Genomic DNA, 20,211 nt, shown 5'->3' on the forward strand with positions numbered 1-20,211 from the left:
GACGTGGACCGAGGAGCAGACCTACTTCTTCCGGCTCTCGGCGTACACCGACAAGCTGCTGGCCCACTACGAGGCGAACCCGGACTTCATCGCGCCCGACGTGCGGCGCAATGAGGTGGTCAGCTTCGTCTCGGGCGGACTGCGCGACTTGTCCATCTCGCGCACTTCGTTCGACTGGGGCGTGCAGGTGCCCGAGCATCCCGACCACGTGATGTACGTATGGGTCGACGCGCTGACCAACTACCTGACCGGGGTCGGTTATCCCGACACCGAATCCGAGCGCTTCCGGCGCTATTGGCCGGCCGACTTACACATGATCGGCAAAGACATCATCCGATTTCACACCGTGTACTGGCCGGCGTTTTTGATGTCGGCCGGAATCGAGCTGCCGCGAAGGGTTTTCGCGCACGGCTTCCTGCTCAACCGCGGCGAGAAGATGAGCAAGTCGGTGGGCAACGTCGTCGACCCGATAGCTCTGGTCGACACGTTCGGCTTGGACCAGGTGCGCTATTTCCTGTTGCGGGAGGTTCCGTTCGGGCAGGACGGCAGCTTCAGCGAAGACGCCATCGTCACCCGGATCAACTCCGACCTGGCCAACGAGTTGGGCAACCTGGCGCAGCGGTCGTTGTCGATGATCGCCAAGAACCTCGACGGCGTCGTTCCCGAACCCGGTGAGCTGATTGCCGCCGACACCGAGTTGCTCACCACGGCCGACGGATTGATGGAACGGGTGCGGGCCAACTTCGACTCCCAGGCGATGCATCTGGCCCTGGAGGCGATCTGGCTGATGCTCGGCGAGGCCAACAAGTATTTCTCGGCGCAGCAGCCGTGGGTGTTGCGCAAGAGCGAATCCGAGGCCGACCAGGAACGGTTCCGCACCGTCTTGTACGTCACCTGCGAGGCGGTCCGCATCGCCGCGCTGCTGGCCCAGCCCGTCATGCCCGAGTCGTCCGGCAAGCTGCTCGATCTGCTTGGGCAAACAGAAGACCAACGGACGTTTGCTGCCGTGGGCGCGCGACTGGCGCCCGGTACGGCGCTGCCCGGTCCCGCGGGCGTGTTCCCGCGGTACCAGCCGGTTTCCGAAGCTGGTTGAGCACCTACGAACACAGTCAGCGGTGAGTCAATTGGTTCCCACCGCAACCCTTTTGGGATCGCATGAATGGTAGTTGACTTCGGGTGATCCCGGCCGCGACCGGCTGGTCATGCTCGATCGATCACGGTCCGCTGACCGAGTCGCCCGGGATGTCAAGTGTGGCAATCGGATACAGCCCGGAGCCGTCGCGGCCGTCTCGCGCCAGGGCCATCGGTGCGTAGTTCACGACGTGCGAGGCGCCCGGGATGTGCTGTTGCCATTCGACGGAAGCGCGCAGCGTGTAGTGACCGGGTGCCAGACCCGTCACGTCCACGTGCACCGACTCGCTGGCCGACTCCGCCACCGGTTCCGCGCGTGACTGGCTGGATTCGTCGTGGACCAGTGTCTTGAGATTGACCGTCGCGGGCAGGCTGCGAACCACCGCGCCCGAGAAGTCGACGAGCTTGTAACCGGGCACCCAGCGCTCGGTGGCCGCCGCCGAGCCGTAGTTGGTCCAGTCGACCGCGATCGTCGCCACCTTGCCCTGGATCGATTGGGATCCCGGCGTGGCCTCGACCGAATACCGGTAGCCGGCAGAGGTATTGGCCTGGCTCCACAACTGAAACAGCTTGGGGTCCATCGCGGACGTCGCGTCGCGGTCTGGGAAATCGGCGCTCGAGGTCATCGACACGTGATACCGGATGACGTCGTGCAGCCCCTTCTCGTAGTACGACCGCGCGTCGGCGCCGTTGGGCAATCGGCACCACTGGCTGATCACCAGCGCCGTCATCAGCCGCTGCCTGATCGCGTTGACGACCGGGTCATTGGACCGGACGTACTGGGAGTCGTTGGCCTCGGCCCATTCCGGCAACGGGGTCTGCACCCCGAGGCAGTCGGCGCGGATGCCGACCGGTGCGGCCACTTTCTTGGTGACGTCGTCGGCGAACAGCTGGCGGACGATCTCCGGATTCTGCGGAGCCACCACCAGTTGGGTGTGACCGAAGGCGTTGACGTTGGCAGCTACCAGCTGGGCGATGGAGGCTTTGGTGATGCTCTGGTCGCGAAACTGGCTGTAATAGCCCAGCTTTGCGACGCTGTCGTCGGGGGTGGGGCCCGCAGCGCCCAGCGAATCCCGCAGATAGGCAAGGTGGTTCTGGCCGAAGTCGCCGTACCCGGAGAACTCGAACACGGACAGCCGCTCGTCGCCGTCATAGCGGCGGCCGAGGGCGGCCAGCAGCTGGCCGGCGCCATTGAGGTAGTCGGGGTCGTTGAAGTTCGGCACCACCTGGGTGACGCCCGGGGCGGAACCGGTCGACGGCGTGGGATAGCTGGCCGCCGATGGACGCAACCAGTCCGGAATCGCGATGTTGGTGTTGCCGGCGTAGGAGTCGCCGCAGCAGGACTTGTAGACGTACACGCCCAGCGTGAGCCGCATGTTGCGGCTGCCGAGCTTGGCCAGCGCGTCATCGATGGCGCTGAAATCGAACTTGCGGTCGTCGGGCGCGTCGGGAGGCAGCGTGCGCGGGTCGACGGGCTGCAGTTGCCGCCACGAGACCCGCAAGCTGGCATCGTACGAGGCGGGCCACGCGGAGTATCGCTGTTGCGCCGAATTAGCTTGCGGGAACAGCGGATTCAGCATTTCCTCATACTGGCCGCGCAACGGGTTGGGTATCTCCTGAGCGGTGGGCGGGATGGCCGGGCTGACCATCGCCGACAGCGGCCCGGGGTCGCTCTTACCGCCGCAGCCGCTGAGGGCCACCGCCGCGCACACGGCAGCGGCCAACGCGCGTTTCCTCAATGAGCACAACATGTGACGTCAGATCACGCCCTACGACAACTGCCCGCGCGGGCTCCGCGACCGCGCCGATACCGGCGCGGCGCCGAGCCCAGTCAAAACGATCGTCGTCGTCAAGGTTGCTTCTCCCAATACACACCGATGCGCGTGCAAGCGGCCCCAAATTCGCCGTTCCAATGGTGCGTGCATCCGGCCCCGGGGGCGGGCCACGAATTGGCGTAGCGCAGCGTATCACGCGTGTTTCGGCATGGCTTCGTTGCAGCTCAGCAGGGGTGCACGCGCAAACCGCCCGCCTACCGCGCAGTGAGACGGGTCACAATTGCCGACATAACTGTCACGCCCGACGGCTCTGCGGTGTCTCAAGGGCACAGGTCCTCACAAAAAGGAGACAGCCATGACCGAGGTGGCACACAGGAGAAACCATGTCGTCGTTGTCGGCGCCGGATACGCCGGAACACTGGCGGCCAACCATCTGCGCCAGCGCCCGGACATCGACATCACGGTGGTGAACCCGCGACCGGTCTTCGTCGAGCGAATCCGCTTGCACCAGTTGGTCGCCGACAGCGGCGCGGCGACACACGATTACGCGACGATGCTCGGCGAGGGGATCCAGCTGGTCGTCGACAGCGTCGATCACATCGAGACCGCCGGCCGGCGGATCCTGCTGGCCTCGGGCGCCGAGCTGAACTACGACTACTTGATCTACGCCGTGGGAAGCACCGGTGTCACCGCATCGATGGTGCCCGGCTTCGCCGAGTTCGCACATTCGGTCGCGGATCTGGAAAGCGCGCAGCGCCTGCACTACGCGCTCACCGATCTGCCGTTGCCCGCACCCATCACCGTGGTGGGCGGCGGATTGACCGGCATCGAGACCGCTTCCGAGCTGGCCGAGGGCGGCCGCCCGGTGACTCTGGTCTGCGGCCCGGTGCTCGGTCCGTCGCTGAGCAGGCGGGGCCGCCGTTCGGTGGCGAAACAATTGCGCGGGTTGGGCGTCAACGTGCTGGAGTCCGTGGCGGTGGCCGAGGTGCGCTGGGACGAGGTGGTGCTTACCGACGGCGTGGTGCTGCCGAGCGCGGCGACCATCTGGACGGCCGGATTCGCCGTGCCGGACCTGGCCACGCGCAGCGGGCTGCACACCGATCCGATCGGCCGGCTGCTCACCGACGAGACGCTCACCAGCATCGACGACGAGCGTGTCGTCGCCGCGGGTGACGCCGCCGCGCCGTCCGGCCAGCCGTTGCGGATGAGCTGCCAGGCCGCTTGCCCGATGGGTGTTCAGGCCGCCAACACCGTGCTCAGCCGCATCGCAGGCGACGCTCCCGCGGCCCTGAGCCAGGCGTTCGTAGGGCAGTGCATCAGCCTGGGCCGCACGCACGCCACCGTGCAGTTCTCCCGCACCGACGACACCCCGGTGAACATGTTCCTCGGCGGCCGGGCGGCGGCTTCGGTCAAGGAGGCGATTTGCAAGGGCACGGTGTGGTCGATCCGGCGGGAGGCCGCCAAGCCCGGTTCGTACTTCTGGATCAAGGGCGGCAAGCGGCCCGCGCAGTCACCGGCCGACGAGGAGGTCGCCGCGCGATGACGCAAGCGCCGACCGGCAGCGAGCACGCCGAACGGTTCACCTTGCTGCGGCCACTGCTGTTCACCATCGCCTACGAGATGCTGGGCTCGGCGACCGAGGCCGACGACGTCTTGCAGGACAGTTACCTGCGGTGGGCGGCGGTCGACTTGGCGACGGTGCGCGACACCAAGTCGTACCTGGCCCAGCTGGTCACTCGCCAGGCGCTGAACTCGCTGCGGGCCGGTGCTCGACGGCGCGAGGACTACGTGGGGCCGTGGCTGCCCGAGCCGCTGCTGCTCGACGAGCAGGATCCCTCGGCCGATGTCGTTCTGGCGGAATCGATTTCGATGGCGATGCTGGTGTTGCTGGAGACACTGAGTCCCGACGAGCGAGCCGTGTTCGTGCTGCGCGAGGTGTTCGGTTTCGACTACGGCGAGATCGCCGCGGCGGTGGGCAGGCCGGCGCCCACCGTTCGGCAGGTGGCGCACCGGGCCCGCGAACACGTGCGGGCCCGGCGGAAACGATTCGACTCGGTCGACCCGGAACGCAACGCCGAAATCACCGCACAGTTCCTGGCGACGGCCGCCGGCGGTGACGTGGAAGCGCTGATGACGATGCTCGCCCCCGACGCCACCTGGACGGCCGACAGCGGCGGCGTGGTGAGCGCCGCCCGCCGACCGGTGGTCGGCGCCGAAAAGGTCGCCCGCGCGATCGCCGGCCTCATGCGCCGGGCCGCGACAATGGGCGCGATGCGGGTGGAGATGGTGACCTGCAACAGCGCCCCGGCGGTATTGCTCTACCTCGGCGAACAGCTCGAGGGTGTGATCACTCTGGAGATCGCCGGGGACAAGATCACCAACTTCTACGTGATGCGCAACCCGCAGAAGTTGGCCGCGCTGGCCACCACCCGCGACATCAGCCGCGGCTGAGCCCGCGGGCACCGCGGGTGTGAAACCCCGCCGCTCTGACAAGCTAGGGCTGTGCGAATCGAGCGGCTCGGCGATCTTGGCGCCGCACCCCTGGTGCTGCGCGCCGTGGGCGACGCCACCGGCCGGCTCGGCCTGCCGCCACCGGCCGCGCTGACCGGCGAGTGGTTCGGCGCCCTGGCGGTGATCGCGCCGAGCCTGCCGGTGCACCCTGTGCACCGGGACGACGTGTTCGCGGTCCAGGCGCCGCGGACGCCGGAGCCGCAGGCTGTGGGCGGCGGCTGGATCGGTTACCTGTCTTATCCCGACCCCGGCGCCGACGCGCAGCCCAACCGGATCCCCGAGGCGGCCGGCGGTTGGACCGACTGCGTGCTGCGGCGCGACCGCGACGGCCACTGGTGGTACGAGAGCCTGTCCGGCGCGCCTATGCCGGGGTGGCTCGCCGCCGCGCTGGCCGCACCGGCAGCCGCGGCGCGCGAATGCCGCATCGATTGGGGCGTCGCCGGCCGGGCGGCGCATCGCGACGGGGTGCTGGCCTGCCTGGAAGCCATCCGCGCCGGCGAGGTGTACCAGGCCTGCGTGTGCACCCAGTTCACCGGCACGGTCAGCGGCGACCCGCTCGACTTCTTCATCGACGGCGTCGCACGCACCTCCCCGGCCCGGGCGGCCTACCTCGCCGGCAGCTGGGGCGCGGTAGCGTCGCTGTCGCCGGAGCTGTTCCTGCAACGGCGCGGCACGGCCGTCACGTCCAGCCCGATCAAGGGCACCCTGCCCCTGGATGCCTGGCCGGCGGCGCTGCGCGCGTCGGCCAAGGAGGTCGCCGAGAACATCATGATCGTCGACCTGGTGCGCAACGACCTCGGCCGGGTGGCGATCGTCGGCACCGTGACCGTTCCCGAGTTGTTGGTGGTGCGGCGTGCCCCCGGCGTGTGGCACCTGGTGTCGACGGTGTCCGCGCAGGTCCCCGCCGACCTGGCGACTTCGGCGCTGCTGGACGCCACCTTCCCGCCGGCCTCGGTCACCGGGACGCCCAAACACCGTGCCCGCCAACTGCTCTCGCAGTGGGAGCCTAATCGTCGTGGAATATATTGCGGCACAATCGGATTGGCCTCACCCGTGGCCGGCTGCGAGCTGAACGTAGCTATCCGCACGGTCGAATTCGATGCCGCGGGCGCCGCGGTGCTGGGTGTCGGCGGCGGCATCACCGCCGACTCCGACCCGGACGCCGAGTGGGCCGAATGCCTGCACAAGGCGTCCCCAATCGTCGGGCTGCCGTCCATCGCCGCCGCGAGCGCGGCCGGCTGACCGCGCGGCCTAGTCCTGATGGCGGCAGCCCGCTACGCCCGGCTTCGCCGCGCTTGCGACCGCCGCTAGTCGCGCCGCGACCGCAGCACCGCGTCGTAGAGCTGGCGCGAACGCACCCCCGGGTGGGCGGTGGCCACCTGGCCGCAGGCGTCCTTGACGCGGGCACCGTCGGCGACCAGTTCCTCGACCTCGGCGACCAGCGACGGCAGGTCGGCGGTCGGGGTGGCGCCGGCCAGCACCACGGTGATCTCACCGAGCACACCGTCGGCCGCCCACGCCGACAGTTCGTCGAGCGATCCGCGGAGCACCTCCTCGTGCACCTTGGTCAGCTCCCGGCAGATCGCCGCCCGGCGCGCGCCGCCGAGCCGATCGACCGCCTCCCGCAGGCAGGCGGACAACCGGCGCGGCGATTCGAAGAACACACAGGTGCGCCGCTCGTCGGCCAGGGAATCCAGCCAGGTCCGCCGCGCCGCCTTCTTGCGCGGCGCGAACCCCTCGAAGCAGAACTTCTCGGCCGGCAGACCCGACAGGGCCAGCGCGGTCGTCACCGCCGACGGCCCCGGCAGGCATCCCACCGGCAGGCCGGCCTCGACACAGGCCGTCACCAGCCGGTAGCCGGGGTCGCTGATCAGCGGCATCCCGGCGTCGCTGACCACCAGCACCGTCGCGCCCGCGCGGATCGCCTCGATCACCGACTCGGCCCGGGCGCTTTCTACCTGATCGAACATGCTGATCACCCGGCCGGTGATCCGCACATCGAGGGCCTTGGCCAGGGTGCGCACCCGACGGGTGTCTTCGGCGGCCACCACATCGGCTCGGGCCAGGGCGTCCAGCAGGCGGGGGGAGGCATCCGACGGCTGGCCCAGAGGGGTCGCGCCCAGCAACAGGCGCCCGGTGGTCATGACCGACAGCCTACGATCGACGTGATGACCGCCCCGCCCCGCGAATCCCCCTTGAACACGGAGGGTGCCGAGACGGAGCGCGCGGTGCCCGTCGTCAGCCCCGGGCCGCTGGTGCCGGTGGCCGATTTCGGGCCGACCGATCAGATCCGCGGCTGGGTGGTGACCGGTGTCATCACGCTGGTGGCGGCGATCACCCGGTTCCTGAACCTGGGCTCGCCCACCGACGGCGGCACCCCGGTCTTCGACGAAAAGCACTATGCGCCGCAGGCCTGGCAGGTCCTGCACAACCACGGCGTCGAGGACAACCCCGGGTTCGGCCTGGTGGTTCACCCGCCGGTGGGTAAGCAACTGATCGCCCTCGGCGAGGCGGTCTTCGGCTATGGCGGGATTGGCTGGCGCTTCACGGGCGCATTGCTCGGCGTGGTCATGGTGGCGTTGGTGATGCGGATCGTCCGGCGGATCAGCCGCTCGACGCTGATCGGCGCGATCGCGGGTGTGCTGGTGATCTGCGACGGCGTCAGCTTTGTCGCCTCGCGGACCGCATTGCTCGACGGCATCCTCACGTTTTTCGTGGTGGCGGCGTTCGGTGCGCTGATCGTCGACCGCGACCAGGTTCGGCAGCGGCTGCACATCGCGCTGCACGAGGGCCGCAACGCCGAGACGGTTTGGGGCCCGCGGCTGGGTGTGCGGTGGTGGCGCTTCGGCGCCGGGATCCTCCTCGGATTGGCTTGCGGCACAAAGTGGTCCGGCCTGTACTTCGTGCTGTTCTTTGGGGCCATGTCGCTGGCGTTCGACGTGGCTGCGCGGCGCCAGTACCAGGTGACTCGGCCGTGGCTGGGCACCCTGCGGCGCGACCTCGGCCCGACCGTGTACGCGCTGGCCGTCATGCCGGTGCTGGTGTATCTGGCCAGCTACGCGCCGTGGTTCGCCTCCGAGACCGCCATCGACCGGCACGAGGTGGGACAGACGATCGGCCCCCGCGCGATTGTTCCAATGCCCGACGCCATCCGATCGCTGTGGCATTACACCGCCAAGGCTTTCCAATTCCATGCGGGCTTAACGAATTCCGCCGGCAACTATCACCCGTGGGAATCGAAACCGTGGAGTTGGCCGATGTCGTTGCGGCCGGTGCTCTACGCCATCGACGAGCAGAACGTCGCCGGTTGCGGCGCGCAGTCGTGTGTCAAGGCTGAGATGCTGGTGGGCACCCCCGCGATGTGGTGGCTGGCGGTGCCCGTCCTCGTTTTCGCGTTGTGGCGCACGCTGGTGCGCCGCGACTGGCGGTACGCCGTGGTGCTCGTCGGCTATTGCGCGGGCTGGCTGCCCTGGTTCGCCGACATCGACCGGCAGATGTACTTCTTCTACGCCGCAACCATGGCGCCGTTCTTGGTGATGGCCATCGCGCTTATCTGTGGCGACATTCTCTACACCCCGGGCGCCCCGCCCCGGCGGCTGCGGCTGCAGCCGAATTCGGAACGACGCACGCTGGGCCTGATCGCCGTGTGCTGCTATGTGGCCTTGGTGGTGACCAACTTCGCGTGGCTGTTCCCGGTGCTCACCGGTCTGCCGATTTCGCAGCAGACGTGGAACATGGAGATCTGGCTGCCCAGCTGGCGTTAGTCGGCTAGGGCAGCAGGTCGCGGGCGACCGGGCAGGACATGCACCGGGGCCCGCCGCGGCCGGTGCCCAGTTCGGATCCCGCGATCGTCAACACCTCGATGCCGGCGTCCTGCAGACGAATGTTGGTCTGCGCGTTGCGTTCGTAGGCGATTACCACCCCGGGCGCGAGCGCCAGCGTGTTGTTGCCGTCATCCCACTGCTCGCGTTCGGCGACGATGGGATCCAGGCCCGTGTCGATGACCCGCAGCTTGTCGATCCCCATCGCCTTGGCCGCCGCCTCCAGGAACGGGGCCTCGTCGCTGATGGCGACCCCTTCAGGCGTGCGCTGGATGGTGAAGGCCGACAACGAGTCGACGATGTTGGCGTACATCACCACCGTGTCGGTGTCGACCATCGTGCACACCGTGTCCAGGTGCATCTGCGCACGCCGCTGAGCGATCGGCACCGCGAGCACCGTGTGCGCGAGGTCGTCGTCAAACAGACTGCGGGCCAACGCTTCCGCGCCGGCGGGGGTGGTCCGCTCCCCGACGCCGACCGCGATGACGCCGGGCGCCAGCAGTAGCACGTCGCCGCCCTCGACGGGGGCGGTGCGCGACTCGTAGGCACGCCGCACGCCGGTGAACCGGGGGTGATGGGCGTAGATGAGATCGGTCAGCGACGCCTCGCGGACGCGGGCGCGCAGGGCCAGCGTCGGGATGACCACCCGCTGGCCGATCCAGATCGATGAGTCGCGGGTGAACACCAGGTTGGGCAGCGGATCGATGACGAAGTCACCGCCGTGATGCATGCGCAGCACCAACGACACGTCGGTCCGGGTGTCCGACGGCAACTCGTTGAACGTCATGCCGGCCATCAGCACCTGGGCCAGCCGGGCCGGCTCGAGTCCCCGCAGGTATGCCGAAAGTTCCTGGGCCAAAGGCACTCCGAGCCGTCGCGCGTCGACGGCGGCCGCCACGCCCTGCATCCTGGCGGCTCCACTATGCGTCAGCGCCTGGGTGAGCAGGTCCGACAACTGCAGCACCTCGATGCCGCGGGACCGCAACAGCGCGGAGAACTGGTCATGCTCGTCTTGCGCGCGCGCGACCCACGGCAGGCCGTCGAACAGCAGCTGGTCGACGTTGCGCGGATTCAGGCGAAGCAGCTCGGCGCCGGGGCGGTGCAGGATGACCACGCGCAACGCGCCGACCTCGGAATTGGTGCCCAGCTCGACAACACCCACAGCTCAACCGTAGCGGTGCCGGGCCGCGCGGTCCCGCCACACGCTCACCGCGCGCCACCCGCCATCGAACGAATGTGCGATAAACTCTCCTCCGTGGAGATCGCGGTCCAAGGCTCCCTGTTCCAGCACACCGAGCGCCGACAACTCGGCGATGGCGCGTTCATCGAGATCCGTGCCGGCTGGCTCACCGATGCCGATGACCTGCTGGAGGCCCTGCTGTCGACGGTGCCGTGGCGCGAGGAGCGCCGGCAGATGTACGACCGGGTCGTCGACGTGCCGCGGCTGGTGAGCTTTCATGACCTCGCCGTCGAGGAGCCGCCGCATCCGGAGCTGGCCCGGCTGCGGCGCCGGCTCAACGACATCTACGCCGGCGAGCTCGGTGAGCCGTTCACCACGGTCGGGTTGTGTTGCTATCGCGACGGCTCGGACAGCGTGGCCTGGCACGGCGACACCATCGGCCGCAGCAGTTCCGAGGACACCATGGTGGCGATCGTCAGTCTGGGCGCCACCCGCTCTTTCGCGATGCGCCGCCGCGGCGGCGGCCCGTCCCTGCGGCTCCCCCAGGCGCACGGCGACCTGCTGGTGATGGGCGGATCGTGCCAACGCACCTGGGAGCACGCCGTGCCGAAGACGACAGCATCCGTCGGCCCCCGGGTGAGCATCCAGTTCCGCCCGCGCGGCGTGCGCTAGCGGCGGTCGCAAGCGCGGCGAAGCTGGGCGCTGGGGGTACCTCCCGCTTGCGGGGGACGGGCCGCCGCCACAAGCAGAACGGTCAGGCACGCACCGCCGTCACCGCTTTGACGAGCAAATCGCGCGCCCGCTGCGTGTCCACCGGAGCGACCGGCTGATCGGGAACCACCAGCGGGTTGGCGATGACGATCACCTGGTAGTCGCCGAATACGGCCGAATAGTCATACAGCTCGCCGGTGCGTGGACCACCCGGCGTCAGCGCCTGCACGACGCGATGCACGCCCAGCGTGCGAGTGCTCTCGATTTGCGGCACCTCGACCACTTGGACACCGCCGCGCATCTGCGGCCCGGTGAAGGTCACCTTGCTGCAGTCCTTCCCAGGATCGTTGAACGGTAACGCTTTTGAGGTCTCCAGCGCGATCACCACGAACCGGTTGCCGCGGCCCTCGGCGGTGACCGCGGACATGTTGCCCTGCAGGTCCGCCGGCATGTCCGGCCCGGACGCGACTTTCGCGCAGTTCGCGGGGTCGAACGTCAAACCGTCGGGCAGTTTGCGGCCGGCCAGCAACTCGGGATTGACTCCCCGTTCGGTTATGTCGCTGACCTTGTATTCGGGGCCGAAGCTGGACTTCACGCCGACGACCTTGTTGATGTCGGCCTCTTCCTGATGGGCTGCCGATGAGCAGCCGGCCAGGACGCAGACAGCCACGACCACGGACAGGATCTTGGACATCGGGGCCAATCTACCCAAGCGGAGAGCTCAACTGCGCAACGTGGACACCGTTTTGGCGAGCAGATCCGCGGCGAATTGCGGCGGCAGCACCGGGAGCGCCGAACCCGGATCTGTGGTCAGGGTGGTAAACGCGTAGTAATTGCCCAGATACGCGGTGAATGTGTAGGTGCGCGAATCTATTTCGGTGCCCGACTCGACGGATGACTTGACGTCGGCCACCATTCCGACCGTGTCGACACCATCGACGTGCGGCGCGTCGGTGAGGTGGACGTGTACCACGGTCTGCCCGGCGGTCTCCGACCACTGGGCGCACGCGGTAACCAGGTCCTCGGGGAGATCCACCGGCCCTGGCACGGCCACCACCACAGCGTCGACGACGCCGCCGCTCCCCGAGCCCGAGACGCCCTGCGCCGACTGGTCACGTCCGTTCCCGGGGTCGGCCAGCGTCCCGCACTTGGCCGGCTTGGCCTGCGGGTCGTCCCCCAAGCTCCAAATCAGTCGGGGCGAAGCGGCACCGGGGATCCCGGTGGTCACCTCGTAGCCGGGCGGCAGGTCGCGAATGACCCGTTTGATGTTGGCGGGGTTGACGGCAACGACGCTCGCCGGAGCGGATTTCGGGGGACCGGCCGATGGAGCGCGCGCGGGTGAGTGGCCGCACGCGGCGATCGCCGACGTGAGCACCCCGACCAGCGCCGGACCAATCCAGAACGGCCGCATGAGGAGTTGATAGCACAGGACACCGCCATACCGTCTCCCCCACGCCAGTGCCTGGGCTGGTCGAATAACCTCCGTCACTTAGCGGCTCGGGAAGGACGATGTCATCCTCAGACGTGCTAGCGCATGCGCCAGCGGATTTGAAAGTCACCTAATCGTCCGCAGACTGGCCGCGGTTGCGGCACTATGCGGCGCCGGTCTCAGCCGACCGCGGCGATGACCTGCCGGGCCACGCGCTTGATCTGCTCGGCCTCGTCACGCCGCAGGTGGCGTGGGCGCGGCACGTCGATCACGGTGCTGATGACGCCGACGTCTTCGCGCTGCCAGACGGCTCCGTAGCGGTCCAAGATCGCGCGCATCGGTCCGTTGTCGGAAAGCATTCGCGCGGAGAACCTTTCGACACCGTCGATCTCGGCGGCGATGGAGAGCGCGCTGATCAAGAAGGTGCCGATGCCGCGGCCCTGATAGGCATCGGCGACGGTGAAGGCGATCTCGGCGACGGTCGGGTCGCTCTCGTCGCGCACGAAGCGCGCGTCGGCCACCGGGTCGCTGCCGTCGGTGACCACCCACACGAAGTGATCGACGTAGTCGACCTCGGACAGGTAGTGCATCAACGCGGGAGTAGGTAGTCGCGGGGTCATGAACCGCCGATAGAGCGTGTCGCTGGAGAAGTAGATGTGTCCGTGCACGGTGCGCTCGCTGTCGCCGGGGAGCACCGGTCGCAGCAACAGGAGCGTGCCGTCCCGCACGCGAATCGGGATCGGCGTGATGAACGCGGCGAGACGCTGACGCACGGTGCGCAGCAGCCGCGGTGTGATGTCCGGGATGTGCACCATGCTGGCGAAGGCCCTGGTGTCACCGATCCAGCCGGTCAGCGGTTCGACCGTGGTCACCGTCGCGGTCCGGGGAATGTCGCGCAGCAGGGCGATCTCGCCGACAATCATGCCCTGGGAGGCATGCTCGACGATCACGACGCCGTCGTCACCCACGTGTTTGATCTCGGCGGTACCGGACGAGATCAGCAGGAACGAGACGGCCTGCTCCCCCTGCCGCATCAGCACCTGGCCGGCCGGGGAGAGCAGTGGCTGTAGGCGAGCCGCCAACGGGGCGAGGTCTTCGGTGGGACATCCCTTGAAGATGTCCATCGTCGCCAGCTCGTCCAGCCGCGCGCCGGTCAGCCCGGCCACCGCTATAGACCGCCGCCCGCAGCATCACGACACCGTTCTGTGCGTCGCGGTGATGCCATGACCTGCCCGCCTGCTTGCCGTCGTCTACCGTGCCGGGCCGAACCCCCCGGATGCGGTCGGATGTTGCCAGGTTATGAGCACGGTTGCGGCTCGGGCAAGGATGCGCGGGTCACTCGTGAAATTGGGCGACCCACCGGCAACCGGATGAGCCGGCCTTCGCCACACGGGGCGTTCGGCAGTGTCAGGCGATCTTTTGACTCGGCTCCAGCACGAAATCGACGACGATCGCGGCCATGTCGTCGATCGCGCGGCGAGCGATCACCTCATAGCCGTGGGTGCTCAGCGTGGGCAGGCACAGCAGGCCGGCGCGCGCGGTCAGCCCACTCGCCTTGGAGTGCGACGCGTCGGATTCGAACGCGCCCAGGGCGGCCGCCTGGGGTGACAGATCGCGGTCGGTGGCGATTTTCAGCAACCGGTCGGCGACCTCTTTGTCGTAGACGCATAGGGCGTCGCTGTAACCGATGATCGGACCGCCGGTGACGCTGGTGTTGTATTCGCGTTCGGTGGGGCCGACCTCCAGGGCCAGGGTGAGGTCGCCGGGCAGGGTGGCGCTGGCGTAGGTGCCCCCCACACCGCCGACCTCCTCGTTGGTGGTGAACACCAGGTACACGTCGTCGGCGGGGCGTTGCCCGCGCTCGCGCAGTTGGCGCGCAGCGTGCAGCAGGGCGGTCACCGCGGCGCGGTCGTCGAGGAAGTAGGCGCCGACGTAGTCTCCCATCTCGACAACGGCTCTCTTGCTGCGGTCGACGCACACCCGGGTTCCGGCGTGCACCCCCGCGGCGGTCAGCTCGTCGGTGCTGCGGCCGGTGAAGACGTAGACGTGGTGCCAGTCGAGCGCACGGTCGCCCTGATCGGGTTTGGTCTCCCAGATTCGTGGGCTCTCCTGGGTGGTGTGCTCAGAGCCGAGAGTCAGTACGGCGGTGAGGGTTTCGTTGTCGCCCAGAACGGCGACCGGACCCAGTCCGAAGTTGCCCGGGTACATGGTGCCCAGCTGGGTCATATGCAGTGTGCCATCGGATTCCACGCGTTTGACGATCATCGACAGTTCGTCCATGTGCGCCATCACCCGGGTGGCGGTGCCGGGGATGGACTCGGTGCGGTGGCGGTGATTGGGCGCCCCGGTATCGTTGGCCGACGGGTCGGCGGCGATGTAGCCGATCAGGTTGCCGGCGTCGTCGGTCCACATGTCGTCGACGACGGATTGCAGTTCGCGGGCGATAACGGCGCGCACCTCGTTTTCCTGTCCGCACGGCCCGTAAGTCAACAACAGTTCTTGCAGTAGCTCGTCGGTGTAATCGCGATCGCGGTGCGCCATCGGATCCTCTCGTCATCGGGTTCAGAGGATCAGTACCCGTGTTGGCCTGCGGCTACCCACGGGGTGTTCAGGCGAGCGCGACGCCTAGTTCTTGGGCGAACACCTTGATCATGTGCTGGACGGCGATTTCGTTGCGCCCGATGATCATGTGGTCGTGCTGGCCGTGCCGGACACCCTCGCCGCATTGCGGCAACATGGCGAAGTCCTCGTCGCGCACGGCCGCGTGCACCCCTTCATAAACCGCGTCGTAGGCCGCTCTCATCTCGTCGTTGATGGCCGGGATGCGGCCCATCCAACTGTGGCGGACCGTGCAGCGGGTCGGCTCACCGGCGGGCAGCATGTCGATGATCTCCACCCCCACTGGGCTGTTGGCCAGGATGAGGTTCGGATACACCCAATAGATCACGCCCATGTTCGCCGAGGGATCCAGCGAAGCCGTGGGCTCCGCTTCGGCGTTGGTGATCCAGGTGAACGGAAACCCGATGCGGTGGTGCTTGCCGAACTCGTCGTAGACCATCGTGTTGGCCAGGGTGTTCTGCCCGATGAGGCTCTCGCCGTGCACGTACGGGAAGTGATAGCCCTCGGCGAACGCCTCCAGCGCGCCCTTCCACGACACCTCGGACGTGAACTCGCGCTGCGTGTGGTAGCCGTAGGACTCGTAGTTCCACAGCGCCAGTTCGGTACCGAAGTCCCCCAGGTGCGCGTCCAGGTCGATGGCCGCGTCGGCGGTCAGCACCGCCCAGATGAAGCCGTGCCGCTCCTCGGAAGGCAATTCCACCAGGCCGTAATCCTTGATGTCCATCGAATCGAAGCCGGCCTTGCCCGGGACGCTGAACAGTTCACCAGTGTTGCGGTACGTCCAGGCGTGATACGGGCAGACGAACCGCGAGGCGTTGCCCGAGCCGCAGGCCGGCATCGCGCCGCGGTGCCGGCAGTAGTTGAGCAAGACGTGGCTGGCCCCGGACCGGTCCCGGGTGACCAGCAACGAATCGCCCAGCACCGAACGCACGACGTAGTCGTTCTTGTTCGGCACCTGCGCCGACGGGACGATGGCCAGCGGCACCCTACGCAGAATCTGCGATTCCTCGATCTCGGTGATCTTGGGGTCGCGGTAGTAGTGCAACGGCACCCGCAGTTCACGCTCGGCCAGGTCGGTCGTCTTGTCCAGGGCATGACGCAGCCCCCGCCGCGTCAGCGTCTCGTCGGTCCCGCTCACCGGTTGGTCGATCGTCGTCACCCAGGTCCCCTTCTCCGCGATGGTTCGGACCATACAATCATTATCGTTTGTATTGTCAAGACCGGCGGCCCGGGTGTGCGACGATCACGCAATGCGCCGGCACGGCTGGTCGGGTGACATCCCGGCCGACGACGATGAGGCGGTCGCGCGCATCGTGAGCGCGACGCGCAGCGCCATCGACGCGCGCGGGACCGTCAGCGTCTCCGAGGTCGCGTCGGCCCTTGGCGTGACGCGGCAGACGATTTACCGGTACTTTCCCACCCACGAGGCGCTGTTGGGTGCGACGGCACTGTCCTCAGTCGACGGGTTCTTGGATCGGCTTGCGGCGCATCTGGGTTCGATCACCGACCCGACCGAGGCCGTGGTGGAGGGGATCGCCTACACATTTGAGCAACTCGCCCACGACAGGTATCTCGGCCTGGTGTTCCAGCCCGGCAAGGCCAGCGCGTTCACCGCGGGAGTCACGTCCGATATGGCCATTTCGTTCGGCCGGTCGATCCTGCAGCGATTCGAAGTCGATTGGGCCGCAGCGGGATTCGCCGAAGGCCGACTCGACGAACTGGTCGAGATCATGTTGCGCACCGTGCAGTCGCTGATCGTGGACCCGGGCCGTCCACCGCGCACCGGACGCGCGCTGCGACGGTTCCTGGAGGATTGGGTCGCGCCGTCGGTGCGCGCCCACGCCGTCGTCGAGCGCTGAGGAACCGCGGGCGCCCGGCTACCTACCCGTAAACCGAGGCTCGCGTTTGGCGGCGAAGGCGGCCAGCCCTTGGCGTCCTCGGACGCGTACTACCTCGACGACGAATCGCTGCTCGATCCGTCGCGCGTCTTCCTATCCATCCGCTGTTGATCACCGAGGCCTTGGCGTTGCGAACGGCCAAGGGGCCGTGGGCCACAACGCGGGCCGCGATCTCGCGGGCCATGTTCAACGCCTGGCCCGTCGGCACCACATGGCCCACCAGACCGAAGTGGTAGGCGTCGGCGGCCGTCAGCAGATCACCCGTCAGGATCATCTCCATGGCATTGGTATAGGGAATCTGTCGCTTGAGCCGCACGGTCGAGCCGGCGCCTGCGATCAGCCCCTATGTGGCTTCCGGCAGGCCGAAGACAGCCTGCTCCTCGGCGATCCGAATGTCGGTCTGCTGCAGCATTTCACAACCACCGCCCAAACAGGCACCGTTGACCGCGGCGATCAGCGGGGCGCCGATTCAATCCTTGGTGCAGTAGTAAATTCGGAACGAAATATCCCCGCGTTGCAAGTCGCGGTAGACCGGACTGCCTTGCCCGACCGCGAAAGCACGGCCGAAGCGGCGCAGGACTGCCGACCTATGCTGATCGACCACGTTCAGTGACCAATGACGCGGATTTTCCTCTATGCCGCGCAGCACCTCCGCATTGATAACCCTGCCACAACGTTGCGTCAGCGGCGCCTCCGCAATCGCCAACTCCCACTTGGCAATAAGGTGGCGGGGACGCAGATCCGCGTACAGGAAATGTCCTCCCGGGCGGAGCACGCGCGCCACTTCGGCGAGGAAACGAGGAAACCGGGGGTAACAATGCGAGGCTTCGACGTTGATCACCGCGTCGAAGGACTGGTCGACGAAAGGCAGGCTCTCCGCGTCACCCTGCACGAAATCCAAGCCGGGCAGATTGTGCCTTTCTCGGCAAAACGCAATGCCGGCCGGGTTGAAGTCCAGCCCCGTGTACGAGGCCGGGTGCAAGGTGCGCATGAGGTAGGAAGCCCCGCCCCCGTGGCCGCAACTGACCTCAAGCACTTTTGCCCCGTTGAGATCAGCCTGCGTCGCCGTGCGATGGTACAGCTGGATGTAGAACCGGTTGGGCTCGTCGGCCGCCACCAGCGGCAGACCCATCGGCGGATCCTCTTCATAGCCCAAGTTCAGAAATAAGACATCGTCCGCGGAGAGCCGGCGGGTTAAAGCGGGATACTGGCGCTGCCAGATGAGTTTCTGCGTCAAGCGGGCGTTCTCGACGCGATAAATGAGGCGTGAGCCGATTCGCGTCACGATTCCAGACCCAACGCGATTTTGGGCCATGCCGCGAAATATGACGGATAGCAGTATCCCCCAAGGATTTTCGGCGATCTGTGTAGCCGCCGTCGGAACGTGATGACGGATTTCGTCGAGCTCGATGATGCGCATCGCCTCATCGGAGCGTGGTCCTTTCGAAGGGCGTGGAGGGCTTTGCGGACGACGGTTTCTCGAAAGTCAGCGAACCCTGCGGGCGCACTGTCGTCAAAACTGTCGTGATTTGGCAAACTGTCACGGCCTGCGAGCCACCCCTGTACGCGAGTGACCGTGACCGCTGCCTGCAGTGGTTTTGCAATCGGTGCCCGGGCGCACGGCGGGAACTACTTCCGCCGAGCTGGGATATTCGCCCATCTGCTGAGCCATATGAGCGGGATCCTCCCAAAACCGGAGCAGTTGCAAGTCGGTTACGTATTTGATGATGGTCGCCGCCGAGACGTGCGGAATGTCACCGTTGGGACCGATCTTTGCTTCTTGCACTGCAGCACGGAATCGCTCGGTCGGCGCAAGCGATCCGCGGCTCGGCTCTGCGGGCTGTAAATGGTTGGAATCGCTGAACAACAAATCCAGCACGGTGCCGAGGCGCTGTCGATCCGGCAGGGCATGCAGGGCGGTCTCAAAGCGCTGTAACCACTCCGCAAAGTCAGCGATACGCCGGATCGGGTAACCCGCCTCAATCACCCAGTCGACGTATTCGTCGAGTCCGATGCCGTCGTCGTGCGGGTTCATCACGTGGTAGGTCTGAAAGCCGTCGGCCGCCTGGGCACACAGTGTGGCGATGGCTTCGGCGATGAATTCGACGGGCAGACCGTCGAAGTGCGCGCGCTGCCGGTTGCCGTCGGGGTCGAGCTGGTAGAACGAGCCGGGCGCGATGCCAGTGGCCAACAGGCTCAGCACCATCTGGGTGAACCAGTCCGACACGTTGAGTTGGCCCGCATATGTGGTGCCGGCCAGAATCATGTCGCAACGAAACACGGTGACCGGCAGTTTGCACAGGTCGTTGGCCTCCCGTAATAGCACCTCGCTGGCCCATTTGCTGTTGCCGTAGCCATTGACGTTGCTGTCATCGTTGCTGCGGGTGGGGCTGATGACCCGGATGTCGGCATCCTCGGTGAACGCCGACGGCTCGATCTGATCACCCACGCTGGCAGTCGACACGTATGTGTAGGGCTTCAGCTTCGTGTTGAGTGCGAGGCGGATCAGCTCTGCGGTGCCCACGACGTTGGGCCCGAATAGCTCGCTGTAGCGCAGGACTCCGCTGACAAGCGCTGCGGGATCGACGATCAGATCCACGGTCTCGGCCAGGCGTCGCCAGGTCTCATGGTCCAGGCCCAGGTCGGCTTCGCCCTTGTCGCCGGCGAGGACCTCGAGATGATCGGCGGCCAGTTCCTGGAAGTGCCGCAGCAGCTTGGGGTCGCCAGTGTCGAAGGTCTTGTCCAAGCGTTGGTAGGCATCCTCGTTGGACTCGGCCCGCACCAGGCAGATCAGCGTGCCGTCGACCAAGTCCATGCGTTGCAGCCATTCCAGGGCCAGGTAACGCCCCAGGAAACCGGTCGCCCCGGTCAGCAGGACCGTCCGCACTTCGGCGCTGGGACCTAATAGCGTCGGGGCGGCGGTCAACGTCGTGGCGTCGATGAACTTGTCCAGCGTGAGGTCGCGGGCGTGCACCTCGGTGCTATTGCGGCCGTGCACGGACGCGAAGCTGGGCCCGTTGGCCCGTCTGCCCAACTGCTGGCTCAAGCTTCTAACGGATGGCGCCTCGAATACGGTGCGTACGGACAGGGTGGCGTCGAGGGTGTTTTCGATCGCGGCGACTAGGCGGGTGGCTAG

The 20,211-nt window shown here is 67.2% G+C and carries 17 protein-coding genes and 1 pseudogene; 7 read left to right on the forward strand and 11 right to left on the reverse strand.

The genetic code is table 11. The features are described from left to right. The coding region (gene metG, locus A5652_RS15585) for a methionine--tRNA ligase (RefSeq protein ID WP_067353006.1) at window positions 1–1,093 on the forward strand (1,093 nt) is incomplete at its 5' end. Window positions 1,094–1,214: 121 nt separating this feature from the next. Here the strand turns inward: metG and A5652_RS15590 are convergent. Next, complete coding sequence (locus A5652_RS15590; protein ID WP_067353008.1) at window positions 1,215–2,882, reverse strand: hypothetical protein; 1,668 nt, start codon at window positions 2,880–2,882, stop codon at window positions 1,215–1,217. A 379-nt stretch (window positions 2,883–3,261) separates the two neighbouring features. Here A5652_RS15590 and A5652_RS15595 point away from each other — a divergent pair, with 379 nt between their 5' ends. Genes A5652_RS15595 through A5652_RS15605 form a run of 3 tightly spaced genes read left to right on the forward strand, consistent with a single transcriptional unit; the run spans window position 3,262 to window position 6,659 of the window. Beyond that, complete coding sequence (locus A5652_RS15595; RefSeq protein WP_067353010.1) at window positions 3,262–4,449, forward strand: NAD(P)/FAD-dependent oxidoreductase; 1,188 nt, start codon at window positions 3,262–3,264, stop codon at window positions 4,447–4,449. Next, window positions 4,446–5,357 (forward strand): RNA polymerase sigma-70 factor, encoded by a 912-nt coding sequence (locus A5652_RS15600; protein WP_067353015.1) that lies wholly within the window; start codon window positions 4,446–4,448, stop codon window positions 5,355–5,357. The genes A5652_RS15595 and A5652_RS15600 overlap by 4 nt, the downstream gene beginning before the upstream one ends. A 51-nt stretch (window positions 5,358–5,408) precedes the next feature. Continuing rightward, complete coding sequence (locus A5652_RS15605; protein ID WP_067353020.1) at window positions 5,409–6,659, forward strand: aminodeoxychorismate synthase component I; 1,251 nt, start codon at window positions 5,409–5,411, stop codon at window positions 6,657–6,659. 65 nt (window positions 6,660–6,724) lie between these two features. Here the strand turns inward: A5652_RS15605 and rsmI are convergent, their stop codons facing one another. Further along, on the reverse strand, window positions 6,725–7,561 hold the full coding sequence (rsmI, locus tag A5652_RS15610; protein WP_067353024.1) for a 16S rRNA (cytidine(1402)-2'-O)-methyltransferase: 837 nt from the start codon (window positions 7,559–7,561) through the stop codon (window positions 6,725–6,727). 24 nt (window positions 7,562–7,585) lie between these two features. On the opposite strand from rsmI, the gene A5652_RS15615 reads away from it, so the two are divergent. Beyond that, window positions 7,586–9,181: a dolichyl-phosphate-mannose--protein mannosyltransferase gene (locus A5652_RS15615; protein WP_067353027.1), complete on the forward strand. Its 1,596-nt coding sequence runs from the start codon at window positions 7,586–7,588 to the stop codon at window positions 9,179–9,181. Between the two features lie 4 nt (window positions 9,182–9,185). On the opposite strand, the gene arcA is transcribed toward A5652_RS15615, so the two are convergent. Continuing rightward, window positions 9,186–10,400, reverse strand: a complete 1,215-nt coding sequence (gene arcA / locus A5652_RS15620; RefSeq protein WP_067353034.1) for an arginine deiminase — start codon at window positions 10,398–10,400, stop codon at window positions 9,186–9,188. Between the two features lie 93 nt (window positions 10,401–10,493). On the opposite strand from arcA, the gene A5652_RS15625 reads away from it, so the two are divergent. Continuing rightward, window positions 10,494–11,090 carry an alpha-ketoglutarate-dependent dioxygenase AlkB gene (locus A5652_RS15625; RefSeq protein ID WP_197513971.1) on the forward strand — a complete coding sequence of 199 codons (597 nt, stop codon included), beginning with the start codon at window positions 10,494–10,496 and terminating at the stop codon, window positions 11,088–11,090. 82 nt (window positions 11,091–11,172) lie between these two features. On the opposite strand, the gene A5652_RS15630 is transcribed toward A5652_RS15625, so the two are convergent. From A5652_RS15630 to A5652_RS15650, 5 genes are all read right to left on the reverse strand, one after another. Beyond that, window positions 11,173–11,823 (reverse strand): DUF5642 family protein, encoded by a 651-nt coding sequence (locus tag A5652_RS15630; RefSeq protein WP_067353038.1) that lies wholly within the window; start codon window positions 11,821–11,823, stop codon window positions 11,173–11,175. Between the two features lie 27 nt (window positions 11,824–11,850). After that, window positions 11,851–12,540 carry a DUF5642 family protein gene (locus A5652_RS15635; RefSeq protein ID WP_067353042.1) on the reverse strand — a complete coding sequence of 230 codons (690 nt, stop codon included), beginning with the start codon at window positions 12,538–12,540 and terminating at the stop codon, window positions 11,851–11,853. Between the two features lie 197 nt (window positions 12,541–12,737). Then, on the reverse strand, window positions 12,738–13,682 hold the full coding sequence (locus A5652_RS15640) for a GNAT family N-acetyltransferase (RefSeq protein WP_156745363.1): 945 nt from the start codon (window positions 13,680–13,682) through the stop codon (window positions 12,738–12,740). Between the two features lie 283 nt (window positions 13,683–13,965). After that, on the reverse strand, window positions 13,966–15,099 hold the full coding sequence (locus tag A5652_RS15645) for a M42 family metallopeptidase (protein WP_067353048.1): 1,134 nt from the start codon (window positions 15,097–15,099) through the stop codon (window positions 13,966–13,968). Between the two features lie 67 nt (window positions 15,100–15,166). Continuing rightward, window positions 15,167–16,369 (reverse strand): aromatic ring-hydroxylating dioxygenase subunit alpha, encoded by a 1,203-nt coding sequence (locus tag A5652_RS15650; protein WP_067353051.1) that lies wholly within the window; start codon window positions 16,367–16,369, stop codon window positions 15,167–15,169. Window positions 16,370–16,427: 58 nt separating this feature from the next. On the opposite strand from A5652_RS15650, the gene A5652_RS15655 reads away from it, so the two are divergent. After that, window positions 16,428–17,036 (forward strand): TetR/AcrR family transcriptional regulator, encoded by a 609-nt coding sequence (locus tag A5652_RS15655; protein WP_067353054.1) that lies wholly within the window; start codon window positions 16,428–16,430, stop codon window positions 17,034–17,036. An 18-nt stretch (window positions 17,037–17,054) separates the two neighbouring features. Here the strand turns inward: A5652_RS15655 and A5652_RS26835 are convergent. From A5652_RS26835 to A5652_RS15665, 3 genes and pseudogenes are all read right to left on the reverse strand, one after another. Continuing rightward, window positions 17,055–17,535, reverse strand: a pseudogene (locus A5652_RS26835) (enoyl-CoA hydratase-related protein); the annotation flags it as partial. Window positions 17,536–17,544: 9 nt separating this feature from the next. After that, window positions 17,545–18,390, reverse strand: coding sequence for a phthiotriol/phenolphthiotriol dimycocerosates methyltransferase (locus A5652_RS15660; RefSeq protein ID WP_067353059.1), 846 nt, complete (start codon window positions 18,388–18,390; stop codon window positions 17,545–17,547). Between the two features lie 225 nt (window positions 18,391–18,615). Next, window positions 18,616–20,211, reverse strand: a 1,596-nt coding sequence (locus A5652_RS15665; protein ID WP_156745362.1) for a thioester reductase domain-containing protein, incomplete at its 5' end; no start/stop codon positions are given.

The organism is Mycobacterium sp. 1165178.9, from assembly GCF_001673555.1.
Taxonomy (GTDB): domain Bacteria; phylum Actinomycetota; class Actinomycetes; order Mycobacteriales; family Mycobacteriaceae; genus Mycobacterium.